The organism is Enterobacter cloacae complex sp. IR5459 (genome assembly GCF_049238005.1).
GTDB classification, from domain to species: Bacteria; Pseudomonadota; Gammaproteobacteria; order Enterobacterales; family Enterobacteriaceae; genus Enterobacter; species Enterobacter hormaechei_C.
In genome coordinates, this window is record NZ_JBMKIG010000002.1 from 1 (window position 1) to 24,356 (window position 24,356).

The following is a 24,356-nucleotide window of genomic DNA, read 5'->3' on the forward strand; positions in this document are numbered from 1 at the left end:
CCGTCGTCGCGCTTGTGCATTGCCCCGCTCGGGCAGACCTTGGTGCAGGCCGGATCTTCGCAGTGGTTGCAGGCAATCGACAGGTAATAGGCGAAGACATTCTGATGCCAGACGCCGTTATCCTCCTGCCAGTCGCCGCCCGCGTATTCATAAATACGACGGAAGCTAACGTCCGGGGTCAGATCTTTGTAATCCTTGCAGGCCAGCTCGCAGGTTTTGCACCCGGTGCAGCGGCTGGAATCAATAAAAAATCCATACTGGGTTGTCATCGGTTACTCCTTACGCCTTTTCAACCTGAACGAGGTTTGTGTGGGATGGGTTGCCCTTCGCCAGCGGCGATGGACGCTGCGTAGTGAGAACGTTGATGCAGCCCGCCTGATCGATACGGTTCGCATCCGGGTTATACCAGGCCCCTTCCCCCAGCGCGACAACGCCAGGCATCATACGCGGAGTCACTTTAGCTTCGATATGCACTTCACCACGTCCGTTGAAGATACGTACGCGATCGCCATTACTAATGCCGCGCGCTTTCGCATCCATCGGGTTGATCCACATCTCCTGTCGGCAGGCCGCTTTCAGTACGTCAACGTTGCCGTAGGTGGAGTGAACACGCGCTTTGTAGTGGAAACCAGTCAACTGAAGCGGGAATTTCTCCGTCAGCGGATCGTTGTAGTTTTCGAAGCCTGGCGTATAAATCGGCAGCGGATCGATAACGTCCCCTTCCGGCAATTCCCACGTTGCGGCAATTTTTGCCAGCTCTTCGGAGTAGATCTCGATTTTGCCCGACGGCGTGGTCAGCGGATTGGCCTGCGGATCGTCGCGGAAGGCTTTATACGCCACGTGATGCCCTTCCGGATCGCGCTGCTTGTACATGCCCTGCTTGCGGAAGGTATCGAAGTCCGGCAGGTCAGGAATGGCTTTGCGGGAAAGCTCGTGCAGATGGCGCATCCACCCTTCCTGAGTACGTCCTTCAGTGAACTGCTGCTCAACGCCAAGACGTTTCGCCAGCTCGGAAGTCATCTCATAGATGGTTTTGCACTCGAAGCGCGGTTTGATGGCCTGGTCAGTGAAGATCACATAGGACATGTTGCCGCAGGAGGCATCCAGCGCGAAATCCATCTGCTCAGACGCGGTGCAGTCTGGAAGCAGAATATCGGCATACTTTGCCGATGAGGTCATGTGGCAGTCGATCACCACAATCATTTCGCACTTCTTGTCGTCCTGCAAAATTTCATGGGTGCGGTTGATCTCTGAGTGCTGGTTGATCAGGCAGTTACCGGCATAGTTCCAGATCATTTTGATCGGCACGTCCAGCTTATCTTTGCCCCGAACACCGTCGCGCAGCGCGGTCATTTCCGGGCCGCGCTCGATCGCATCCGTCCACATAAACATGGAGATGCTGGTCTGAACCGGGTTATCCAGCGTTGGCATACGTTCAAACGGTACTTCATACGAGCCTTCACGCGCCCCGCTATTACCGCCGTGAATACCGACGTTGCCAGTCAGAATCGAGAGCATAGAAATAGCGCGGGTGGCAATTTCGCCATTCGCGTGGCGCTGAGGTCCCCAGCCCTGGCTGATATAAGCCGGTTTGGTTGAACCAATTTCACGTGCCAGCTGAACAATACGTTCGACAGGAATGCCGGTGATAGTGGATGCCCACTCCGGGGTTTTCGCCACGCCGTCGCTGCCCTGGCCAAGAATATAGGCTTTATAGTGCCCGTTAGCCGGTGCGCTGGCTGGCAGCGTCTTCTCGTCGTAACCAACGCAGTATTTATCCAGGAACGGCTGGTCGACGAGGTTTTCAGTAATCATCACATACGCCAGCGCATTGACCAGCGCCGCGTCGGTACCAGGGCGGATGGGGATCCACTCGTCTTCACGCCCTGCGCCGGTATCGGTGTAGCGCGGATCGACGATGATCATTCGTGCGTTGGATTTGGCGCGCGCCTGCTCAAGGTAATAGGTTACCCCGCCGCCGCTCATGCGCGTTTCGCCTGGGTTGTTGCCGAACAACACCACCAGTTTACTGTTCTCGATATCCGACGGGCTGTTGCCGTCTGCCCAGCCGCCGTAGGTATAGTTCAGGCCCGCGGCAATCTGTGCGGAAGAGTAGTCGCCGTAATGATTGAGATAGCCGCCGCAGCAGTTCATCAGGCGCGCCACCAGCGTTTTACCCGGCGGCCAGGAACGGGTCATGGTGCCGCCAAGCGTCCCGGTGCCGTAGTTGAGGTAGATAGATTCGTTGCCGTACTCTTTGATCAGGCGCTGCATGTTGGTCGCGATAATATCGTAGGCTTCGTCCCAGCTAATGCGCTCGAACTTCCCTTCCCCACGCTTACCGACGCGCTTCATTGGGTATTTCAGACGATCCGGGTTATATACGCGACGGCGCATTGAGCGACCACGCAGACAGGCACGAACCTGATGTAACCCTTCGTAGTTATCATCGCCGGTATTGTCGGTTTCGACATATTTGATTTCACCGTCCACCACGTGCATACGCAGTGGGCAGCGGCTACCGCAGTTAACGGTACAGGCACTCCACACCACTTTTTCCGGGGCTGAAGCGGGAGACAGAGCCTCCGCCGCCGACGCCAGTCGGGTAAAGGGGAGCGTAAAGGCGCTGCTGGCAACCGCCAGACCACCTATTGCCGTGGTTTTCATCAACCCACGGCGAGTGACCTCGGCAGCCATTAACGCTTCAGGCGCTTTGATTTTCATAAAGACTCACTTTGGTTGCTCACAAAGAAAAGAGAGGCGGCGCAAACCGCTATGTAGTTTTATTTATAACGAATTACAACGTTATTGGTGTTTTATGCTGACTTTCGTTCGGAGGAGTATTACTACTTTAGAGGGAGGGGTTATTGCTTCGTATCAAATCAGAGGCATAAAAAAAGCGCCCTGAGGCGCTTTTTTGTCTTAGAGCAAATAATTATCCGATGAACTGCTGGCCTTTCATGTAAGGGCGCAGCACTTCAGGGATCTCAATGCGCCCGTCAGCCTGCTGGTAGTTTTCCAGCACAGCAACCAGCGTACGGCCTACTGCCAGACCAGAACCGTTCAGGGTATGAACCAGACGGGTTTTCTTGTCAGATTTGCTGCGGCAACGCGCCTGCATACGACGCGCCTGGAAATCCCAGACGTTGGAGCAGGAGGAGATTTCACGGTAGGTGTTCTGCGCAGGCACCCAGACTTCAAGGTCGAAGGTTTTGCAGGCACCGAAGCCCATGTCGCCGGTGCACAGCGCCATACGACGGTATGGTAGACCCAGCAGCTCCAGCACTTTTTCCGCGTGGCCGGTCATCTCTTCCAGCGCGTCCATAGACTCTTCCGGACGAACGATCTGCACCATCTCAACTTTATCGAACTGGTGCATACGGATCAGACCGCGCGTATCGCGACCGTAAGAACCGGCTTCAGAACGGAAACATGGAGAGTGCGCAGTCAGTTTGATTGGCAGATCGTCTTCGTCGATGATCTCATCACGCACGAGGTTGGTCAGCGGCACTTCCGCAGTTGGGATCAGCGCGTAGTTGCTGCTGTCAGCTTCCTCGTCCAGCGGACGGGTATGGAACAGATCGCCGGCAAATTTCGGCAGCTGGCCTGTACCGTACAGCGTATCGTGGTTAACCAGATACGGAACGTAGGTTTCGCTGTAGCCGTGCTGCTCGGTGTGCAGATCCAGCATGAACTGCGCCAGCGCGCGGTGCAGGTGAGCAATTTGCCCTTTCATTACCACGAAGCGAGAACCGGTCAGCTTAACCGCTGCCGCAAAGTCCAGGCCCGCGTGCATTTCGCCCAGCGTCACGTGATCGCGCACTTCGAAGTCAAACTCGCGAGGCGTACCCCAGCGTTTCACTTCAACGTTGTCGTTTTCGTCTTTGCCGACAGGCACGCTGTCGTCAGGAATGTTCGGGATCGCCAGAGCAATATCGCGAATTTCAGCCTGAAGAACGTCCAGTTCAGCTTTCGCCTGATCCAGCTCTTCACCCAGTTTGTTCACTTCCAGGCGTAATGGCTCAATATCTTCCCCGCGCGCTTTCGCCTGGCCAATGGATTTCGATCGAGAATTACGCTCTGCTTGCAGATTTTCAGTTTGTACCTGCAAAACTTTACGACGCTCTTCAAGAGCGCGCAGCTTATCTACATCCAGCTTAAAGCCCCGGCGTGCCAGTTTTTCAGCGACTGCGTCTGGCTCATTACGCAGCAGATTGGGATCGAGCATGCTTATCCTGTGCTTATCGAATTAAAAAAGGAAAAAGTGACCACAGCCTGCGGCCACAGAGATATATTGCCAACATTACCGCAACGATTGAACTAACGGTAGCGTTTTATAGGGCTATTTTGATCCTGTCCGGCAAGCCAGGCGAGCTTTTCGCCAATCTTACCCTCAAGACCTCTGTTTGTAGGGTGATAATAGCGGGTTTGTGCCATCTCCAGCGGGAAATACTCCTCCCCGGCGGCGTAGGCATTGGGTTCATCATGGGCGTAGCGATACTCCTGCCCGTAACCCATTTCTTTCATCAGCTTTGTAGGGGCATTGCGAAGGTGTACCGGAACGTCGTAATCCGGACGTTCACGTGCATCCGACATCGCCGCTTTAAAGGCGGTATACACTGCATTGCTTTTCGGCGCGCAGGCCAGATAGACAATTGCCTGCGCAATGGCACGCTCACCTTCCGCGGGTCCGACGCGGGTAAAGCAGTCCCAGGCGGAAATAGCGACCTGCATGGCGCGTGGATCGGCATTACCGACATCTTCTGACGCAATGGCCAGGCAGCGACGCGCGACATATAACGGATCGCCACCGGCGGTAATGATACGCGCATACCAGTAGAGTGCCGCATCCGGCGCGCTGCCGCGCACGGATTTATGTAACGCAGAGATAAGGTCGTAGAAACGGTCGCCTTTATTATCGAAGCGCGCACTGCGTTCACCGGCAATTTCGGTGAGCAGTTCAGGCTTCAATACGCGCTTGCCCGCATCGTCCACTTCGGCCATATCGGCCATCATTTCCAGCGTATTCAGTGCCCGACGCGCATCGCCGTTGACCAGTTCAGCGATCGCACGACGCGTCTCGTCCGGCAGAACGATATCCTGTCCGCCGTAACCCCGCGCTTTGTCCTCCATCGCCTGGGTCAGAACCTTTTCGATATCCTCTGTGGTCAGGGATTTAAGCAGGTAAACGCGGGCGCGGGAAAGCAGCGCGGAGTTGAGTTCAAACGACGGGTTTTCCGTGGTTGCGCCGATGAAGAAAATCGTGCCGTCTTCAATGTGCGGCAGAAACGCATCCTGCTGGCTCTTGTTGAAACGGTGGACTTCATCAACAAACAGAATGGTGCGGCGCCCGGCATTACGGTTTTGCCGTGCGCGCTCGATCGCCTCGCGGATCTCCTTCACGCCGGAGGTAACCGCCGAGATGCGCTCAACGTCCGCGTTAGCATAGCGGGCGATCACTTCAGCGAGGGTGGTTTTGCCGGTGCCGGGTGGCCCCCAGAGGATCATGGAGTGCAGATGCCCCGCCTCAATAGCGCGCGGCAATGGTTTCCCCGCAGCCAGCAGGTGTTGCTGGCCGATGTACTGCGCTAAATTTTCTGGCCGCATACGGGCGGCCAGAGGTTGAAACGCATTATCTGAAAAATCGAGCGACAGGTTGCTCACTCATGCCTCTTACTTATTACGTTGGTCATCCACCGTTACGCCCTGCGGCGGGGTAAAGGTGAATTTCGAAGCATCTACAGCGCCGTTTTGCTGAGACTTAAGCTGATAGCTACTGCGCTGATCGTCCTGCTCAACCGCGCCGAACTGATTGATGGTACCGTTGCTGCTCACGTTAATCGTGAACTGCTTCAGATTACCGTTGCTGCCTTTTGGCGTCAGGACGAACTCATCACCGTTTTGTTTGATGTTGTACTGCTGCCAGTCGCTGGACTGGTTACGGGCAATGAGCATAAACGGCGTATTGCTGGTCGCGTCTTTCAGCCAGGTGGCGGTCGCCTGCTCAACAAACGGGTTGTAGAACCACAAGGTTTTCCCGTCGGACACCAGCACGCTTTCATCAGGCTGGGTCATGTGCCAGTTGAAGAGATTCGGGCGTTTCACCCACAAATCCCCCTGACCTTCCTGCACCGCGTTGCCGCTGCCGTCAGTCACTTTTTGCGTGAAGCTGGCGTGGAAGCTGCTCACTTTATCCAGTCGGCTTTTAAGGTCGCTGGCTGCATCAGCCCAGACGCTGCTGGCAACAAAACTGGAGAGTAATGCACAGGCGATGGCGATTTTTTTCATTGTTATTCCTTAAAATACGTCTTCCCGATATGGGGGTTCCGTTTCTATTCTGGACCTGCCTGAAGGCAGGCGACAGAAGAATATGCTTAATTTTTGCTGATTTACCCTTCTTTGCAATCGCTGAAGGTTAATCAAAAGGCGGTGGTGCCAGCACCTCTCGGTTACCGTTATGCCCCTGTTCGCTCACAATACCCTGGGCTTCCATCTGCTCGATAATACGCGCCGCGCGGTTGTAGCCGATACGGAACTGGCGCTGGACGCCGGAGATGGACGCCTTACGTTTTTCGGTGACGAAATTAACCGCCTGGTCAAATAACGGATCCAGTTCTTCGCCGCCGTCAAAACCACCGCCGCCACCTTCGCTTTCACTGTCGGAGGTAATGCCGTCAACGTATTGCGGCCGCCCGCGCGCTTTCCAGTCCTGTACCACCGCATGCACTTCCTGGTCGCGAACAAACGCACCGTGGACACGCACCGGCGAGGTGGAGTTCGGGCCGGAATAGAGCATATCACCCATTCCCAGCAGCGACTCTGCACCGCCCTGGTCAAGGATAGTACGCGAGTCAATTTTACTCGACACGGTAAACGCGATACGGGTCGGGATGTTTGCCTTAATAAGACCGGTGATAACGTCTACGGACGGACGCTGCGTTGCCAGTACCAGGTGGATGCCCGCCGCACGCGCTTTCTGTGCCAGACGCGCAATCAGCTCCTCCACTTTCTTACCAACGGTCATCATCAGGTCGGCAAATTCATCCACCAGCACCACGATGTAAGGCAGTTTTTCCAGCACCGGATGCTGGGCATCCATGCTGTCACCCGGCTTCCAGTATGGGTCCGGAATCGGACGGCCCATACGCGCCGCCTCGGCGATTTTCTCGTTATAACCGGCCAGGTTACGCACGCCCAGCGCCGACATCAGCTTGTAGCGACGCTCCATTTCATTGACGCTCCAGCGCAATGCGTTGGCGGCGTCCTTCATGTCGGTCACCACTTCCGTTAACAGGTGCGGAATGCCTTCGTAGACGGACAGTTCAAGCATTTTCGGGTCGATCATGATGAAACGCACATCTTCAGGCTGCGCTTTGTAGAGCATACTGAGGATCATGGCGTTCACCCCGACTGATTTACCGGAGCCGGTGGTACCCGCAACCAGCAGATGCGGCATCTTCGCGAGATCGGCAACCACCGGATCGCCGGCGATATCTTTACCCAGCACCACGGTCAGCGGGGACGGGTTGTCGCGGAATTTGGTGTTATCCAGAACTTCACGCAGATAAACGGTCTGGCGTTTCTTGTTTGGCAGCTCAAGGCCAACGTAAGGCTTACCTGGGATCACCTCCACCACGCGTACCGCCACGGTCGACAGAGAACGCGCCAGGTCACGGGACAGGTTAGAAATACGTGCCGCTTTTACGCCTGGCGCCAGATTCAGTTCGAAACGGGTGATCACCGGGCCAGGTGAGTAGTTCACCACGTCCGCTTTAATACGGAAGTCAGCCAGACGCGCTTCCACCAGACGGGCCATCTGTTCAAGGGCAAAGGTATCCACCGGCTCGACTTCCGCTGGCGGCGGCGTTAACAGATCCAGCGACGGCAGCGGCGTACTTGGTCGTTGCAGCGGACGGCTGTCTCCGTTACGCATCAGCAGCGGGTGAATCAGGCTTTCCTGCGGCTGTGGTGCTGGCTGCTGGAACTGCGGCTGCGGCGGTTGGGCAGGCGTCTGCGGCTGAGCATACGCCTGTGGCGCCGGTTGTTGCGGCTGCGCGTAAACCTGTGGCGGAGGCGACTGACGCACCGGTTCCGCTTCTGGCATCACGCTCGGCGTGAACAGCGGTTCGCTTGGGCCATCATCCACCAGATCTTTCATTGGTGAGAATTCGAAATCCGACAGCGAGAACGGGTTTGCCCCCGAAGGCTGCTCACCGGAATAACGCTGCTGCTGCGTAGCGGCAAACTGGCGCGCCAGCTCCGCTTCAGCCGCATCATCATCCTCCTGGTGTGAAGGCACGTCGTGCTGATACTCGTCGCCGTAGCGCTGATTCTGCTGGGCGGCAAACTGACGCGCCAGCTCGTCCTGATGCAGTTCGTCGGCATCATCTTCGTAGTCAGAACCACGCGCTTTCTCTTCCGCCATACGCTGGGAAGGCAGTTTAATGCCATAAGAGGCCAGCTCCCGGCGCGTAGGTACGCGCACGCGATTAGGGCGCGGCAATTGTGGACCAATGCCCTCTTTCACCTGAGGACGCGGCGCACCGTCGGTTGCCGGGCTGAATAGCGGAGCGGACGCGGCAGCGGCTGCCGTTGCCTGCTTCACGGTTTCTGCTCCTGACGCAACGGCTGGCGCTGGGTCTACAGGTGCAACGCTCGCAGAAGGCGCTTTTACAACAGGCTCCTGCACCGGCTCAGGCACGGGCTGATACCAGGCGGCAAGCTGCTCGCGCTCACGGGCACGGCGCTCTTCCACTTCTTCAAAATAGTACAATGGCGGACGTGATGGCTTCGCTTCCTCCACCACTTCGGGTTCAGACACCGGCGCAACATATGGCTGTTCAGGCACAGCGGGTTCGGGCGTATAAGCCTGATACGGCTGTTGCGGCTCGCTGGCAGGCTCAGACGGCTGATACGATTGCTGACACTGTTCCTGCTGCACAGGAATATAGCTTTCAGGCTCCGGCGCAATGGTCGGTTCAGGCGTATGGACGCCTGGCGCAGTCTGCCAGTCCACCTGCGGTTGCTGGATCGCGGACTCCGGTGCCGGAACAGGCGAGGACGGCATCACGGCTTCAACAGGCGCAACATGGGCCTGCGCAGCCGTCGTTGCGGCGGCAGCAGCGGCTACCGGTTCAGTCACGGAATGACCATGCAACAGCGGATCGTATTCGTCATACTCACCCGGCGTAGCTCGATGACCAGAGAACAACACATCATCAGGATCGACGGCCGCACCGCGATACTCAATCTGCTCGTCTTCATCCATACGTTTGCCGGAGAAAAGCGCGGCATCCGTTTTACGGCCTAACGGGTTAGCGAATTTTTCAGCAACGCGCTGGCGGCGTGCCAGAGCACCGCGCAGAATACGGGCACGGCGGGATTCACGACGCTGCACAGGTGCCTCGTCTTCCTCTTCGTATTCATCTTCATATTCGTCTTCATCGACCCACGTATCATCACGACGGGTACGATTGCTGGCAAACGTCAGCAGAGTCAGAATAAAGCTGCCGATTTTTTCGGCAATGCTCACCCAGGACCAGCCGGTAAACAGCGTCAGGCCCGCCGCCCAGATGCAGAGCAGCGCCAGCGTGCCGCCGCTGCTGTGAAGCATCGGTTGCAGCGCGGAGCTCAACAGGCTGCCAATCACACCGCCGGAGGCGAAATACCAGATGTCATCGGCATTGATCGCCGCCAGTCCGCAGGAGGTGAGGATCAGCGCCAGGGCGCCAATCAGGCGCAGCGAAACGGCAAAATAATCGATGTAGTCGTCGTTCTGTCGATGACGCCAGGCAAACCAGCATCCGCCAATAATGATGACAGGAAGGGTATAGGCCATCACACCGAAAATGAAGAAGAGCGTGTCCGCAAGCCAGGCGCCGGGAACGCCACCCAAATTATGGATAGGCTCATGCCATGCGGTTTGCGACCAGCTGGGATCTGAGGGGTTGAAACTGAGTAAGGCAGCCATCAGCCAGACGGCAAAAAGGGCAATAACAATCAGTAACGCCTCAAGGAGACGACGTCCGCTGCTTAGCTTAGATAATGTGACTTCTTTGTCTTCAGTGTATTCCTGGCTCAAGAAAGGCTCTCCAGGTATCAGGCATGTCCTGCCTGTGTGCTAAAACGGACAACAGCGCCGGGACTCCCCGGCACTGTTGCTGTATGGATTAACAGGAGTGTAATCAAACTACACTGATTTTGCACCTGTTCCGTGTTAGCGCGTCTTAATAACCAGACGATTGCTCTGTTTGACCTCTTCCATCACCACATAAGTACGGGTGTCGTTCACGCCTGGCAGACGCAGCAGGGTTTCCCCCAGCAGCTTACGGTAGGCGGACATATCAGGCACACGGGTTTTTAACAGGTAGTCAAAATCACCGGAAACCAGATGACACTCTTGAATTTCTTCAAGTTTTTGTACAGCGGCGTTAAATTGCTCAAACACATCTGGTGCACCACGATTCAGAGTAATCTCAACAAATACCAGAAGTGAGGCATCCAGATAATGCGGGTTCAGCAGAGCCGTATAGCCCTGAATAAAACCCTGTCTTTCCAGTCGACGCACACGCTCAAGGCACGGCGTCGGGGAAAGTCCCACACGTTTTGAAAGCTCGACGTTGGAAATACGCCCATCCTTTTGCAATTCATTAAGAATGTTACGATCGATACGGTCGAGATCTTTGCCAGGGCGCTTCTTGCTATCTACCATTATTATTGTCTCTCTGTATTCCTTCCCTACTCCTGCCTGGACCCTGTGCACATCACTGTTCAGAGCCTGTACCCGTTATTCATCACATCGCCTGGTTATGTATTAGACGCGATGTGGATTCGGGTTCTGCGGTAAGAAGACCGTTGCCCGAAAGCAGTCACAGACATCACGTATGGCGTCTGTCCACACCATGCGTAGATTTCACTGACCCGGTAAAAATGGCATTTCCGTGCATGTCTATGCGGCATGCAGTTCGTGCGTCTTTTTTTCTTCCTTGAATGTTTTCGCAAAAGCGCAGGGGATTGTCAAAGCAAAACATCGATTTTTAGTACAAGATGCCGGATATTCATTACGGAGGGGTATTAATCCTCATTTTATTGCCTTATAAACGCGCTGTTTTCAGTAGCAGACGTGATGTGACCGCCTCTGACCCATAGGGCGCGTCTATTGCATATATCGGAAGCAAAACTGCCGTGCTCTTTTTTTACGGCAACAAATTCCCTACAATCCAGCCCATTGCCTGCCAACAACAATGGGGATCTCATGGGCACGACCAAACACAGTAAGCTGCTAATCCTTGGATCTGGACCTGCGGGTTATACCGCAGCGGTCTATGCTGCACGCGCTAACCTGCAACCGGTACTGATCACCGGGATGGAAAAAGGCGGTCAGTTGACCACCACCACGGAAGTGGAAAACTGGCCGGGCGACCCGAACGACCTGACCGGGCCGCTGCTGATGGAGCGCATGCACGAGCATGCCGCCAAATTCGAAACCGAAATCCTGTTCGACCACATCAATAAAGTGGATTTGCAGAACCGTCCGTTCCGCCTGACGGGTGACAGCGGCGAATACACCTGCGATGCGCTGATCATCGCCACCGGCGCCTCTGCCCGCTATCTCGGTCTGCCGTCTGAAGAAGCGTTCAAAGGCCGCGGCGTGTCAGCCTGCGCGACCTGCGACGGTTTCTTCTATCGCAACCAGAAAGTTGCGGTGATCGGCGGCGGCAACACCGCTGTGGAAGAAGCGCTGTATCTGGCAAATATTGCCTCAGAAGTACACCTGATCCACCGTCGCGACACCTTCCGCGCGGAGAAGATCCTGATCAAACGCCTGATGGACAAAGTGGCGAGCGGTAACATTGTGCTGCATACCAACCGTACGCTGGAAGAAGTAACTGGCGATCAGATGGGCGTGGCGGGACTGCGTATCCGTGATACCCAGAACACCGATAACGTCGAAACGCTGGAAGTGGCAGGCCTGTTTGTGGCAATCGGTCACAGCCCGAACACGGCTATCTTTGAAGGTCAGCTGGAGCTGGAGAACGGCTACATTAAAGTGCAGTCTGGCATTCACGGCAACGCCACCCAGACCAGCGTTCCGGGTGTCTTCGCAGCTGGTGACGTGATGGACCATATTTATCGTCAGGCGATCACCTCTGCGGGCACCGGTTGTATGGCCGCGCTGGACGCAGAACGCTATCTGGACGGGCTGGCTGAACAAGGTAAATAATCTTTACAAGTCAGTAACAAACGTAAATAAAGGCGGCCACTGGTCGCCTTTATTTTTGCTCACGTGTAACATGCAGATGTCTAATTTCTTATAACGTCACCTGCAAAGTACGCAATGGAAAAAACCCGTCAACAAGAGTTAACCCGCTGGCTGAAACAGCAAAGCGTTCTGTCCCGCCGCTGGCTTATGATTTCCCGCGTTCTGGGATTTATCAGCGGTCTGTTGATTGTTGCCCAGGCATGGCTGCTGGCCCGCATTCTCAACCATATGATCATGGAGAACATCCCGCGCGAAGCGCTGCTGTTGCCGTTTATCGTTCTGGCGCTGGTTTTCGTTCTGCGTGCGTGGGTGGTCTGGCTGCGCGAGCGGGTTGGGTTCCATGCCGGGCAGCACATCCGCTATGAGATCCGCCGCAAGGTGCTCGATCGGCTTTCAGAAGCCGGGCCTGCGTGGATCCAGGGCAAGCCGGCCGGTAGCTGGGCGACGCTGATCCTTGAGCAAATCGACGATATGCACGATTACTACGCGCGTTATCTTCCGCAGATGGCGCTGGCGGTGTTTGTGCCTCTGATGATTGTTATCGCCATCTTCCCGGTTAACTGGGTGGCGGCGCTGATCCTGCTGGGGACCGCCCCGCTGATCCCGCTGTTTATGGCGATGGTCGGCATGGGCGCGGCTGATGCTAACCGCCGCAACTTCCTGGCGCTGGGTCGGTTGAGCGGTCATTTCCTGGACCGTCTGCGCGGTATGGAAACCCTGCGGATCTTTGGTCGTGGTGAAGCGGAAACCGAAAACATTCGCCTGGCGTCGCAGGATTTTCGTCAGCGCACCATGGAAGTGTTGCGCATGGCCTTTCTCTCTTCTGGCGTACTTGAATTTTTCACCTCCCTGTCGATTGCGCTGGTGGCGGTTTACTTTGGTTTCTCCTACCTCGGCGCGCTGGACTTTGGTCACTACGGTACGGCGGTTACGCTTTCCGCTGGGTTCCTGGCGCTGATCCTGGCCCCAGAATTTTTCCAGCCGCTTCGCGATCTCGGCACCTTTTACCATGCCAAAGCGCAGGCGGTGGGTGCTGCCGACAGCCTGAAAACCTTCATGGAAACGCCGCTGGCGCATCCGGAGCGTGGTGAGGTAACGCTGAATACGAACGATCCGGTGACCATTGAAGCACAGGATTTTTCTGTTCTGTCGCCTGAAGGCAAAGTACTGGCCGGTCCGCTGAACTTTACCCTGCCTGCCGGGCAACGTGTGGTGCTGGTGGGTACCAGCGGCTCAGGTAAAAGCTCATTGTTGAATGCGCTTTCAGGTTTTATGGCGTACACCGGATCGCTGCGTATCAACAAAACGGAGCTGCGCGAGCTCGATCCTGATGCCTGGCGTAAACAGCTAAGCTGGGTGGGGCAAAACCCGCAGCTGCCAGCTCCGACGCTTCGCGAGAATGTGCTGCTGGCACGCCCGGATGCGCGTGACGATGAGCTGCAATCGGTCCTCGACCGCGCCTGGGTCAGCGAGTTTCTGCCGCTGCTTGCGCAGGGTATCGATACCGTCATTGGCGATCAGTCTGCCGGGCTGTCAGTAGGCCAGGCACAGCGCGTCGCGGTTGCCCGTGCGCTGCTGAACCCCTCTTCGCTAATGCTGCTGGACGAACCCGCCGCCAGCCTGGACGCTCACAGCGAGCAGCGCGTGATGGATGCGCTTAACGCAGCCTCACGCCAGCAAACCACCCTGATGGTGACTCACCAGCTGGAAGGTATTGCCGACTGGGATCAGATCTGGGTGATGGAAAACGGACACATTGTTGAGCAAGGCGATTACGCCGCGCTTGTTGCCGCGCAGGGGCCGTTTGCGACCCTGCTGGCGAACCGTCAGGAGGATATCTGATGCGCGCCCTGCTTCCGTATCTTGCACTGTATAAACGCCACAAATGGATGCTGACGCTCGGGATCGTGCTGGCGATCGTCACGCTGCTGGCCAGCATCGGTCTGCTTACGCTTTCCGGCTGGTTCCTCTCCGCGTCTGCGGCCGCAGGCTTTGCCGGGCTGTACAGCTTTAACTACATGCTGCCTGCCGCCGGGGTGCGCGGTACGGCGATTACGCGAACTGCCGGGCGCTACTTCGAGCGTCTGGTCAGCCACGACGCGACCTTCCGCGTGCTGCAACACCTGCGTATTTATACGTTCAGCAAACTGCTACCCCTCTCCCCTGCCGGGCTGGCACGTTTTCGACAGGGCGAATTACTCAACCGCGTGGTCGCAGATGTGGATACGCTGGATCACCTCTATCTGCGCGTCATTTCACCCATGGTGGGCGCGTTTGTGGTGATTGTCGTGGTCACGCTGGGGTTGAGTTTCCTGGATGTTCCCATCGCACTGACGCTCGGCGGCATCATGCTGATGACGCTGATTATTCTGCCACCCCTGTTTTATCGTGCAGGTAAAACCACCGGGGAAAACCTGACGCGCCTGCGCGGAGAATACCGCCAGCAGCTCACTGCCTGGTTGCAGGGACAGGCCGAGCTCACCCTTTTTGGCGCCAGCAAGCGCTACCGCGCCCGCATGGAAAATACGGAGCTGAACTGGCATGAAGCCCAGCGTCGCCAGTCTGAACTGACCGCTTTCTCCCAGGCGCTGATGATGTTAATTGGTGGGATTGCCGTAATCGCCATGCTCTGGATGGCCTCCGGTGGCGTGGGCGATAACGCGCAGCCTGGCCCGCTAATTGCGCTGTTTGTTTTCTGTGCCCTGGCAGCCTTTGAAGCCTTAGCCCCGGTTACGGGCGCCTTTCAGCATCTCGGCCAGGTGATTGCCTCTGCGCTGCGCATTACGGATATTGCCGAGCAGGAGCCGGAAGTGAAGTTCAGCGCGGGTCAAACCGCTGTGCCGGAGCAGGTCGCGCTGACGCTCAGCAATGTCACTTTCGCCTACGACAAGCCGGCGCAAAACGCGCTGGAAGACATCACCCTTTCTGTTGATGCCGGGCAGCGCATTGCGATCCTTGGCCGTACGGGATGTGGAAAATCGACACTTCTGCAACTTCTCACGCGCGCGTGGGACCCACAGCAGGGCGAGATTCGGTTTAACGACGTTCCGCTGTCTGGTTTTAGCGAAGCGGCCTTGCGTAAAACGGTCAGCGTCGTGCCCCAGCGGGTGCATCTGTTCAGCGCTACGCTGCGCGATAATCTTCTTCTGGCGGCACCAGACGCCTCCGACGATACGCTGCGGGCAATGCTGGAGCAGGTTGGGCTGCACAAGCTGCTTGAAGACGATGGCTTGAACAGCTGGCTGGGTGAAGGGGGTCGACAGCTTTCCGGTGGCGAACTGCGTCGTCTGGCCATTGCGCGTGCGCTGCTGCACGATGCGCCGCTGATGTTGCTGGATGAACCGACAGAAGGACTGGATGCCACGACTGAGAGTCAAATCCTTGATTTACTGGCGAATGTGATGAAAGGTAAAACCGTACTGATGGTCACGCACCGTCTGCGCGGGCTGGTGAATTTCGATCAGATAATTGTGATGGACAACGGACACATAATTGAGCAAGGTAGTCACGCAGAGCTGCTGGCAAAACAGGGTCGCTACTACCAGTTTAAACAGCGCCTGTAGACTATATTTGTAGCGTCCTCTCTCGCGTACTGGAGTTCTGTTGTCATGCGCCTGGTGCAGCTTTCTCGCCATAATATTGCGTTCCCTTCACCGGAGGGGGCGCTGCGTGAACCTAACGGCTTGCTGGCTCTGGGCGGCGATCTCAGCCCGGCACGGCTCTTAATGGCTTACCAGCGCGGCATCTTCCCTTGGTTTTCGCCTGGCGACCCGATCTTATGGTGGTCTCCCGACCCGCGAGCCGTGCTGTGGCCTGGGCAGTTTCACCTGAGCCGCAGCATGAAGCGGTTTCATGCAAAATCACCCTTTCGCGTCACGCTCAATCACGCCTTCGGCCAGGTTATCGAAGGCTGCGCTGAAGATCGTCATGAAGGCACCTGGATAACCCGCGATATCATTATCGCCTACCACCAGCTTCATGAGCTGGGCTACGCGCACTCTATTGAAGTATGGAAAGAGGATAACCTCGTCGGCGGAATGTACGGCGTGGCGCAGGGCACGCTGTTCTGCGGCGAGTCGATGTTCTCCCGTGCCACGAATGCGTCAAAAACCGCGCTGCTGGTGTTTAGCGAGGAATTTGCCCGACGTGGCGGACGGCTGATGGATTGTCAGGTGCTGAATGAGCACACCGCCTCGCTCGGCGCCGTTGAAATCTCCCGCCGACACTATATCGAACACCTTGAACAATGCCGAAAAGAGACCCTTCCACGCGATTTTTGGGTTCCCAGAGCGCTCTTTATGCCCAATGCCTAAATGTTTTCCGCATATTTTTTATGAGGGTGTTATAATTATGCCGCAGAGTAGCTTCTGCCTGTTGCCCCGCCGCCGTTTGGGACCCTCGCTTCAGATAACGTCCTGACGTTTATCCTGTCGTCTCCCCTTTACGAATGCGCTTTCCGTTCGGTTATACCGTGACGCTTGGGCAATACGCTGAGACTGTTTTGCTGCGTTTTAAACGCGCAATTCTTTACTTAATTGAGGAATTTCGGCATTATCTTGCCGGTTCAAAACTTGGTAGTGATACCCCAGAGGATTAGATGGCCAAAGAAGACAATATTGAAATGCAGGGTACCGTACTTGATACGTTGCCTAATACCATGTTTCGCGTAGAACTGGAAAACGGTCACGTGGTAACTGCGCACATCTCCGGTAAAATGCGCAAAAACTATATCCGCATTTTGACGGGCGACAAAGTGACTGTTGAACTGACCCCGTACGACCTGAGCAAAGGCCGCATTGTCTTCCGTAGTCGCTAATTGTTTTCGCCTGTAATGGCAGATGAATATTTAAAAGGTCGGGTTATTCCCGGCCTTTTTTATTTATGGTCTTAGTGTGGCTGTGTCGGCAGATGTATAGTCATGCACGGGTTCATAGGTACGATTAAATCTTCAGCTATCGCGTGGGTAATGTCATGCAGCAGTCCCGTCAGGTGCGGCAGCATATCGCGGTCAACATGCGATACCAGCAGCACATGGTTTAACGCCCGGCAGTAGTCGCATTTCGTTTCGGTATCTTCCAGCAGCCACTCTTTTTGTCGCGGTTGCTCCGCGTCGTCCTCAAATTCAACCACCTGAAAATCACGCATTGACTCTGTGAGGCCGGATTTCACCTCTTCCAGGTAGGCTCCGAGGCAACGGCAAACGGGCTGCGTTTGCGGAAGTGATTTGCAGTCGAGGAGGATTTCGGTGAGCAGTTTGCAGCGCTCGGCCAGGGTGGGGAGAGCGGGGTTGAGTGAGAGTTCAGTGTAGAAATGGGCGAAATTGTTTTCTGTATTCATTGGGTAATTCCTTCACACACTTTGAATTTACCACCGCAGGAAACGCCAATTTGCTGGCGGCGGACGAAAAGGAATTGGCGTACCAGTGTGTGTGCTACTGGCGCTTCAAAAGAAGCTTCCGATTCGCCCGCCAGATGCAGAATTATACCCTTTTCCTTAGGGCGAACGAAGCCTGCAGCATACTGCTGCTCACACACTTTCAGGACGCCAATCCCGGCACCTGATTTTGCAGGTGCGCCGCCATTTTATTACTGTAGATTTATCCAGCAACCAACGTAGTACGAAACTGGAAAGCGCTTCGCAAAATTCCTCTGCGGTCTGTTGCCCTCACCCCAACCCTCTCCCACAGGGAGAGGGGGAAAAGCAGGCATAAAAAAACCGGGCATTCGCCCGGTTTTTAACATTAACGTTCAATTCACTCAGTGAGCCGCTTCCGGCTTGTGCTTCGCCGCACTCTGGAAATCGTACGTCAGTTCGTTCTTCGCCTGATCCAGCCCTACCGTTACCTGGCCGCCGTCCACTAGCGAGCCAAACAGCAGCTCGTTCGCCAGCGGCTTCTTCAGGTTGTCCTGAATCACGCGCGCCATCGGACGGGCGCCCATCGCACGGTCGTAGCCTTTCTCAGCCAGCCAGTTGCGGGCCTCCTGGCTCACTTCCAGCGACACGCCTTTCTGATCCAGCTGAACCTGCAACTCGACGATGAACTTGTCCACCACCTGATGGATCACCTCGGTAGACAGGTGATCGAACCAGATAATGTTGTCCAGACGGTTACGGAACTCCGGCGTGAAGATCTTCTTGATCTCTTCCATCGCATCGGTGCTGTTATCCTGGTGGATCAGGCCGATGGATTTACGCTCGGTTTCCCGCACGCCCGCGTTGGTGGTCATCACCAGCACCACGTTGCGGAAATCGGCCTTGCGCCCGTTATTATCGGTCAGCGTCCCGTTGTCCATCACCTGCAACAGGATGTTGAACACGTCCGGGTGCGCTTTCTCGATTTCATCGAGCAGCAGGACCGCGTGCGGATGCTTGATAACCGCGTCCGTAAGCAGGCCGCCCTGGTCAAAGCCCACGTAGCCCGGAGGTGCACCAATCAAACGGCTGACGGTGTGACGCTCCATATACTCGGACATATCAAAGCGCAGCAGCTCAATGCCCAGCGCTTTGGAGAGCTGAACCGTCACCTCGGTTTTCCCCACGCCGGTCGGACCGGCGAACAGGAAGGAACCAACCGGCTTGTGGTCATGCCCCAGGCCAGCACGGGCCATCTTGATCGCTTCGGTTAAGGCCTCAATGGCTTTATCCTGACCAAAGACCAGCATTTTCAGGCGATTGCCGAGGGTGCGCAGGGTATCACGGTCGCTCTGAGAAACGCTCTTCTCAGGAATACGCGCGATGCGGGCCACCACGGACTCGATATCCGCCACGTTCACGGTTTTCTTACGCTTGCTGGCTGGCATCAGGCGTGCACGCGCACCTGCCTCATCAATCACGTCGATCGCTTTATCCGGCAGATGACGATCGTTGATGTATTTCACCGCCAGCTCCACCGCCGCACGGACCGCTTTCGCGGTGTAACGCACGTCGTGGTGTGCTTCGTACTTGGTTTTCAGGCCGTTGATGATCTGCACCGTTTCGTCAACCGACGGCTCGGTAACGTCGATTTTCTGGAAACGACGCGCCAGCGCACGATCCTTCTCAAAGATGTTGCTGAACTCCTGGTACGTCGTGGAGCCCATCACGCGGATCTTGCCGCTGGAGAGCAGCGGTTTGATCAGGTTAGCGGCATCCACCTGGCCACCGGAGGCCGCACCTGCGCCGATGATGGTGTGGATCTCATCGATAAACAGGATGCTGTTGGTGTCCTGCTCCAGCTGTTTTAACAGCGCTTTGAAACGTTTTTCGAAATCACCGCGGTATTTGGTGCCCGCCAGCAGCGAGCCAATATCCAGCGAGTAGATGGTGCAGTCGGCAATCACTTCCGGCACGTCGCCCTGCACAATGCGCCAGGCCAGCCCTTCGGCAATCGCGGTTTTACCCACGCCAGATTCCCCCACCAGCAGCGGGTTGTTCTTGCGTCGACGGCACAGCACCTGGATGGCACGCTCCAGCTCTTTGTCGCGACCAATCAGCGGGTCGATACCGCCAACGCGAGCAAGCTGGTTAAGGTTGGTGGTGAAGTTTTCCATACGATCCTCCCCGCCTGCTTGCTCTTCATTGCTGTTGATCTGTCCGCTGGGATCCGATGCCTGGTTAGGCTCGTCTTTTCGCGTTCCGTGAGAGATGAAGTTAACCACGTCGAGCCGGCTGACTTCGTGTTTGCGCAGCAGGTAGGCCGCCTGGGACTCCTGTTCGCTGAAGATGGCGACTAAGACATTGGCGCCAGTCACTTCGCTACGTCCGGAAGACTGGACGTGGAAAACCGCGCGCTGCAACACGCGCTGGAAGCTGAGCGTCGGCTGCGTGTCGCGCTCTTCTTCACTGGCTGGCAGCACCGGTGTGGTTTGTTCGATGAAGGCTTCGAGTTCCTGACGTAGCGCCACCAGATCCACGGAGCAGGCTTCCAGCGCTTCGCGGGCAGATGGGTTGCTAAGCAGTGCGAGCAGCAGGTGCTCGACGGTCATAAACTCATGTCGGTGCTCACGCGCTCTGGCGAAAGCCATGTTTAAACTGAGTTCCAGTTCTTGATTGAGCATAGGCACCTCCCCCAATTTTATGCCTTATCAGGCCTTTTCCAGCGTACACAGCAACGGATGCTCGTTCTCCCTCGCATAGTCGTTCACCATCGCTACTTTGGTTTCCGCGACTTCGGCAGTGAAGATGCCGCAGATCGCTTTGCCACGATAATGAACGGTAAGCATCAGTTGCGTTGCACGTTCAACATCATAAGAAAAGAACTTTTGTAGCACGTCAATAACAAATTCCATCGGCGTGTAATCATCGTTCATTAACATAACTTTATACATAGATGGCGGTTTTAGCGCGTCGCGCACTTTATCTTCCGCCAGCTGGTCAAAATCCAGCCAATCGTTGGTCTTACCCATTATGCATAACCACTTTGAATCTACCTCAGATGTTAGATAACAATCATCTATTACTGTCATCCGCGATGTCTGTCACAAACTGTTGCAATAGCGTTAACTGCCTCAAATTTTGGTTGATTATTGTCCCAACTCCAGCGCCAAACGCTTGACGGCTTCTTCCGTTTCTCTAAATTGTACAAGCGTGAGTTGGCGAGGTTTTGAACAGCCCCCACTCCACCACCGGTTCATTCCATCTTAATTTATAAGATTTACGAAGGATGTCGAAGCATGGAAATGGGTACTGTTAAGTGGTTCAACAACGCCAAGGGGTTTGGCTTCATTTGCCCCGAAGGCGGCGGCGAGGATATCTTCGCTCACTATTCCACCATTCAGATGGATGGTTACAGGACGCTCAAAGCCGGGCAGTCCGTCCGGTTCGATGTACACCAGGGGCCAAAAGGCAATCACGCCAGTCTTATCGTGCCCGTTGAAGCAGAAACGGTTGCATAGCTCTCTGATTCATTGTGTACACCCCGCAGGCAAAATGCCAGCCCGATCGGCTGGCATTTTTATTTTCGGGCTATTCCCGCGCCAGCGCATCTACCGGATCGAGCCGCGCCGCGTTTCGCGCCGGCAGCCAGCCGAAAAGAATACCGGTGAAGGTGGAACATAAAAACGCCGTCAGGATCGCCATCGGCGAGAAGCCAATTTCCCAGCCCGGTAAGAAGAGCTGGAGCGCGAAGGCGATCATCATCGAAAGCGCAATCCCCATCGCGCCTCCCACCAGACACACCAGCACCGCTTCAATCAAAAACTGCTGGAGCACGTCGCTGGCTCTGGCCCCGACCGCCATGCGGATGCCTATCTCCCGCGTACGTTCGGTCACCGACACCAGCATAATGTTCATCACCCCAATCCCGCCGACGACCAGCGAAATCACCGCCACCAGCGTCAGGAACAGCTGAAGAGTACGTGTGGTCTTTTCCGCCGTTTTCAAGAGGCCGTCCATGTTCCAGGTGAAGAAATCCTTTTTCCCGTGGCGCAGGGTTAACAGCCGCTCAAGCTGCTGTTCCGCCAGCGCGCTGTCGTAGCCCTCCTTCACTCGCACGGTAATGGAGTTAAGCCAGGACTGCCCCATAATGCGCCCGGAAATGGTGCTGTATGGCAGCCAGACGCGCAGGATCTTGCTGCTGCCAAACATGGACTGTTTCTCTTCCGCCACACCAATCACCGTGGCGGGCATGTTACCCACCAGGATCACTTCCCCCACTACACGGGTTTTATTGGGGAAAAGCTGTCTGCGCGAGTTCGCGTCCAGCACCACCACCTGCGCCCTGCCCGCCAGCTGCTCCGCGTTGAAGGTCGCCCCTTCGCTAAAGGTCATGCCGTAGACGTTGAAGTAATCTCCGCTGACGCCGTTAGCGCTGGCCGCCACGTCAATGTTGCCGTAGCGCAGACGCAGGTTTTGCGACACGGCAGGCGTGGCGGAGTTCACCCACGGCTGCTTCTGAATAGCCGCCAGATCGTCGTATTTCAGCGCCTGCTGATACTGCGGCTCGTCGTCGCCAAAATCTTTGCCGGGGTAAACGTCGATGGTGTTAGTCCCGATGGCCCGAATATCCGCCAGCACCAGCTGTTTCGCCGCATCGCCCACCACCACAATCGACACCACCGAGGCAATACCGATAATGATGCCGAGCATGGTCAGGAGAGTGCGCATTTTGTTGGCCGCCATCGCCAGCCAGGCCATGTTCAGCGCCTCGCGGAAACCGCTGGAAAACTGGCCCCAGCCGGTGGACGCAGGCAAAGCTTCTTTCGCCGCCGCCGCTCTGGACTGACGCGGCGGCGGGTTGCTGACCAGCTCGCCGTCGTGGATCTCGATGATGCGTTCCGCCTGCGCCGCGACCTGTGGATCGTGGGTGACGATAATCACCGTATGCCCCTGATCGCGAAGCTGATGCAGGATCGCCATCACCTCTTCACCGGAATGGCTGTCGAGCGCACCGGTTGGCTCATCGGCGAGGATCACCTGTCCGCCGTTCATCAGCGCGCGGGCAATACTCACGCGCTGCTGCTGACCGCCGGAAAGCTGCGAAGGCTGATAATCAACACGCTCCGCCAGCCCAAGACGCGTTAACAGCGCCTTCGCGCGTTCAAGGCGTTTTTTGCGCTCGACGCCCGCATACACCGCCGGCACTTCCACATTCTGCGCCGCGCTCAGGTGTGAAAGCAGATGGTAACGCTGAAAGATAAAGCCAAAATGCTCGCGACGCAGCTTCGCCAGCGCGTCGCCGTCCAGGGTGGAAACATCCGTCCCGGCCACGCGATAGGTGCCGCTGGTGGGCTTATCCAGACAGCCAAGAATGTTCATCAGCGTTGATTTACCCGAGCCCGACGCCCCGACAATCGCCACCATTTCACCGGCTTCAACGCGCAGGGAGATGCCCTTCAGCACCTCCACCGGCCCGTCGCCGGACGGATAGCTGCGACGAATGTCATTCAGCTCAAGCAGCGCCGTCATTGCGCGGCTCCGGGCAGGGTTTCGCTGGTGACCACTTCTTCACCCTCTTCCAGCCCTTTTACCACCACCACGTCGGTGTCGTTACGCGCGCCAATCACTACTTCCCGCTCGCGGGTTTCGCCGTTGCGCAGCACTTTCACCTTGTAGCGATTGTCCCCGGCGGATTCGCCCAGCGCGGAGAGCGGAACCGTCAGCACGTTTTTCACGCCGGTCAGCTGGATATGCACCTGGGCGGTCATGTCCAGACGCAGCACGCCCTGCGGGTTTGGCACCTCGAAACGCGCGTAGTAGAAGATGGCGTCGTTGACCTTTTCCGGCGTCGGCAGGATATCTTTCAGCACGCCCTCATAGCGGGTTTGTGGATCGCCCAGCACCGTAAACCAGGCTTTCTGCCCCGGCTTAAGGTGAATGACGTCCGCTTCGGATACCTGGGCTTTCACCAGCATGGTGCTCATATCCGCCAGGGTCAGGATGTTTGGCGCCTGCTGCGCGGCGATGACCGTCTGGCCTTGCAGGGTGGTTATCTGCGTCACTTCCCCGGCCATTGGCGCAACGATTTGCGTGTAATCGAGGTTGGTTTTCGCCGTATCCAGCGAGGCCTGATTCCGTTTGATTTGCGCATCGATGGTGCCAATCTGCGCCTGCTTCACCGCCAGCTCCGTGGCGGCTGTGTCCAGATCCTGTTTCGAGATGGCCTGCGTTTTCGCCAGCGCCTGCTGGCGCGTCAGGGTGACCTGAGCGAGATTACGCTCCGCCTGAGCCTGCGCGCGCTGCGCGCGCAGCTCCATCAGCGTCGCTTCCACTTCGCGGATCTGGTTTTGCGCCTGCTCAGGATCGATCACGCCCAGCAGCTGGCCTTTTTTAACCTTATCGCCAATCTCAACTGACAGGGTTTTAAGCTGACCGCTGACCTGCGCGCCCACGTCAACCTTACGCAGGGCATCCAGTTTCCCCGTCGCCAGCACGTTTTGTTGCAGCTCGCCCGGACGAACAATCAGCGTTTGATACTGTGGTACCGGCGCGTTCAGTACCTTCCATAACCAGAATCCGCCCGCTAACACCACTACCGCCAGCAGCAGAAACAGCTTTCTGCGTTTTCCCTTCAGGTTCATAAATATTCCAAATAGTTGTTCTGGCTATCATCACCGTTGATTTTATCTAAACCACTCCTCAACGAAACCCCCGATCCCCGTAATCGTCGGGAATTGTT

The 24,356-nt window shown here is 56.4% G+C and carries 18 protein-coding genes; 6 read left to right on the forward strand and 12 right to left on the reverse strand.

Annotated features, from left to right (window positions below):
• The 7 genes from ACOTX4_RS03440 to lrp all read right to left on the reverse strand — a co-directional run.
• On the reverse strand, positions 1-269 hold a 269-nt coding region (locus tag ACOTX4_RS03440), incomplete at its 3' end, for a 4Fe-4S dicluster domain-containing protein (RefSeq protein ID WP_185807580.1).
• A 10-nt stretch (positions 270-279) separates the two neighbouring features.
• Positions 280-2,724: a dimethylsulfoxide reductase subunit A gene (gene dmsA, locus ACOTX4_RS03445; RefSeq protein WP_022650720.1), complete on the reverse strand. Its 2,445-nt coding sequence runs from the start codon at positions 2,722-2,724 to the stop codon at positions 280-282.
• A 211-nt stretch (positions 2,725-2,935) separates the two neighbouring features.
• Complete coding sequence (serS, locus tag ACOTX4_RS03450; RefSeq protein ID WP_003858266.1) at positions 2,936-4,228, reverse strand: serine--tRNA ligase; 1,293 nt, start codon at positions 4,226-4,228, stop codon at positions 2,936-2,938.
• 92 nt (positions 4,229-4,320) lie between these two features.
• Complete coding sequence (gene rarA / locus ACOTX4_RS03455; protein ID WP_045332347.1) at positions 4,321-5,664, reverse strand: replication-associated recombination protein RarA; 1,344 nt, start codon at positions 5,662-5,664, stop codon at positions 4,321-4,323.
• A gap of 9 nt (positions 5,665-5,673) precedes the next feature.
• On the reverse strand, positions 5,674-6,288 hold the full coding sequence (gene lolA / locus ACOTX4_RS03460; protein WP_003858270.1) for an outer membrane lipoprotein chaperone LolA: 615 nt from the start codon (positions 6,286-6,288) through the stop codon (positions 5,674-5,676).
• 127 nt (positions 6,289-6,415) lie between these two features.
• Positions 6,416-10,081 carry a DNA translocase FtsK 4TM domain-containing protein gene (locus ACOTX4_RS03465; RefSeq protein WP_174402392.1) on the reverse strand — a complete coding sequence of 1,222 codons (3,666 nt, stop codon included), beginning with the start codon at positions 10,079-10,081 and terminating at the stop codon, positions 6,416-6,418.
• Between the two features lie 135 nt (positions 10,082-10,216).
• Positions 10,217-10,711, reverse strand: coding sequence for a leucine-responsive transcriptional regulator Lrp (gene lrp / locus ACOTX4_RS03470; protein ID WP_000228469.1), 495 nt, complete (start codon positions 10,709-10,711; stop codon positions 10,217-10,219).
• 543 nt (positions 10,712-11,254) lie between these two features.
• Between lrp and trxB the strand changes: the two genes are divergently transcribed.
• The 5 genes from trxB to infA all read left to right on the forward strand — a co-directional run bounded on the left by trxB (position 11,255) and on the right by infA (position 17,078).
• Positions 11,255-12,223 carry a thioredoxin-disulfide reductase gene (gene trxB / locus ACOTX4_RS03475; RefSeq protein WP_003858303.1) on the forward strand — a complete coding sequence of 323 codons (969 nt, stop codon included), beginning with the start codon at positions 11,255-11,257 and terminating at the stop codon, positions 12,221-12,223.
• A gap of 114 nt (positions 12,224-12,337) precedes the next feature.
• Positions 12,338-14,104: a heme ABC transporter permease/ATP-binding protein CydD gene (gene cydD, locus ACOTX4_RS03480; protein ID WP_023324401.1), complete on the forward strand. Its 1,767-nt coding sequence runs from the start codon at positions 12,338-12,340 to the stop codon at positions 14,102-14,104.
• On the forward strand, positions 14,104-15,825 hold the full coding sequence (gene cydC, locus ACOTX4_RS03485; RefSeq protein WP_023315743.1) for a heme ABC transporter ATP-binding protein/permease CydC: 1,722 nt from the start codon (positions 14,104-14,106) through the stop codon (positions 15,823-15,825). Before cydD ends, cydC begins: the two co-directional genes overlap by 1 nt.
• A 45-nt stretch (positions 15,826-15,870) precedes the next feature.
• Positions 15,871-16,575: a leucyl/phenylalanyl-tRNA--protein transferase gene (gene aat / locus ACOTX4_RS03490; RefSeq protein ID WP_032608953.1), complete on the forward strand. Its 705-nt coding sequence runs from the start codon at positions 15,871-15,873 to the stop codon at positions 16,573-16,575.
• Positions 16,576-16,859: 284 nt separating this feature from the next.
• Positions 16,860-17,078 carry a translation initiation factor IF-1 gene (gene infA, locus ACOTX4_RS03495; RefSeq protein ID WP_002211347.1) on the forward strand — a complete coding sequence of 73 codons (219 nt, stop codon included), beginning with the start codon at positions 16,860-16,862 and terminating at the stop codon, positions 17,076-17,078.
• 71 nt (positions 17,079-17,149) lie between these two features.
• Here infA and ACOTX4_RS03500 read toward each other — a convergent pair whose 3' ends face one another.
• From ACOTX4_RS03500 to clpS, 3 genes are all read right to left on the reverse strand, one after another.
• Positions 17,150-17,599, reverse strand: coding sequence for a hypothetical protein (locus ACOTX4_RS03500; RefSeq protein ID WP_048243704.1), 450 nt, complete (start codon positions 17,597-17,599; stop codon positions 17,150-17,152).
• Between the two features lie 419 nt (positions 17,600-18,018).
• Positions 18,019-20,298 carry an ATP-dependent Clp protease ATP-binding subunit ClpA gene (clpA, locus tag ACOTX4_RS03505; RefSeq protein ID WP_006809407.1) on the reverse strand — a complete coding sequence of 760 codons (2,280 nt, stop codon included), beginning with the start codon at positions 20,296-20,298 and terminating at the stop codon, positions 18,019-18,021.
• Between the two features lie 27 nt (positions 20,299-20,325).
• Complete coding sequence (gene clpS / locus ACOTX4_RS03510; protein WP_006174393.1) at positions 20,326-20,646, reverse strand: ATP-dependent Clp protease adapter ClpS; 321 nt, start codon at positions 20,644-20,646, stop codon at positions 20,326-20,328.
• 267 nt (positions 20,647-20,913) lie between these two features.
• On the opposite strand from clpS, the gene cspD reads away from it, so the two are divergent.
• Positions 20,914-21,135, forward strand: coding sequence for a cold shock-like protein CspD (gene cspD / locus ACOTX4_RS03515; RefSeq protein ID WP_006809408.1), 222 nt, complete (start codon positions 20,914-20,916; stop codon positions 21,133-21,135).
• A 70-nt stretch (positions 21,136-21,205) separates the two neighbouring features.
• Here cspD and macB read toward each other — a convergent pair whose 3' ends face one another.
• A complete protein-coding gene (gene macB / locus ACOTX4_RS03520; RefSeq protein ID WP_023324397.1) occupies positions 21,206-23,146 on the reverse strand; it encodes a macrolide ABC transporter ATP-binding protein/permease MacB in 1,941 nt (646 codons plus the stop codon).
• Positions 23,143-24,258 carry a macrolide transporter subunit MacA gene (gene macA, locus ACOTX4_RS03525; RefSeq protein ID WP_017384842.1) on the reverse strand — a complete coding sequence of 372 codons (1,116 nt, stop codon included), beginning with the start codon at positions 24,256-24,258 and terminating at the stop codon, positions 23,143-23,145. Before macA ends, macB begins: the two co-directional genes overlap by 4 nt.
• Positions 24,259-24,356 lie beyond the last annotated feature (98 nt).

Coding starts and splice junctions, on each gene's coding strand:
- dmsA (WP_022650720.1), bottom strand. CDS start 2,724: ATGAAAATCAAAGCGCCTGAAGCGTTAATGGCTGCCGAGGTCACTCGC.
- serS (WP_003858266.1), bottom strand. CDS start 4,228: ATGCTCGATCCCAATCTGCTGCGTAATGAGCCAGACGCAGTCGCTGAA.
- lolA (WP_003858270.1), bottom strand. CDS start 6,288: ATGAAAAAAATCGCCATCGCCTGTGCATTACTCTCCAGTTTTGTTGCC.
- lrp (WP_000228469.1), bottom strand. CDS start 10,711: ATGGTAGATAGCAAGAAGCGCCCTGGCAAAGATCTCGACCGTATCGAT.
- trxB (WP_003858303.1), top strand. CDS start 11,255: ATGGGCACGACCAAACACAGTAAGCTGCTAATCCTTGGATCTGGACCT.
- cydD (WP_023324401.1), top strand. CDS start 12,338: ATGGAAAAAACCCGTCAACAAGAGTTAACCCGCTGGCTGAAACAGCAA.
- cydC (WP_023315743.1), top strand. CDS start 14,104: ATGCGCGCCCTGCTTCCGTATCTTGCACTGTATAAACGCCACAAATGG.
- aat (WP_032608953.1), top strand. CDS start 15,871: ATGCGCCTGGTGCAGCTTTCTCGCCATAATATTGCGTTCCCTTCACCG.
- infA (WP_002211347.1), top strand. CDS start 16,860: ATGGCCAAAGAAGACAATATTGAAATGCAGGGTACCGTACTTGATACG.
- ACOTX4_RS03500 (WP_048243704.1), bottom strand. CDS start 17,599: ATGAATACAGAAAACAATTTCGCCCATTTCTACACTGAACTCTCACTC.
- clpA (WP_006809407.1), bottom strand. CDS start 20,298: ATGCTCAATCAAGAACTGGAACTCAGTTTAAACATGGCTTTCGCCAGA.
- clpS (WP_006174393.1), bottom strand. CDS start 20,646: ATGGGTAAGACCAACGATTGGCTGGATTTTGACCAGCTGGCGGAAGAT.
- cspD (WP_006809408.1), top strand. CDS start 20,914: ATGGAAATGGGTACTGTTAAGTGGTTCAACAACGCCAAGGGGTTTGGC.
- macB (WP_023324397.1), bottom strand. CDS start 23,146: ATGACGGCGCTGCTTGAGCTGAATGACATTCGTCGCAGCTATCCGTCC.
- macA (WP_017384842.1), bottom strand. CDS start 24,258: ATGAACCTGAAGGGAAAACGCAGAAAGCTGTTTCTGCTGCTGGCGGTA.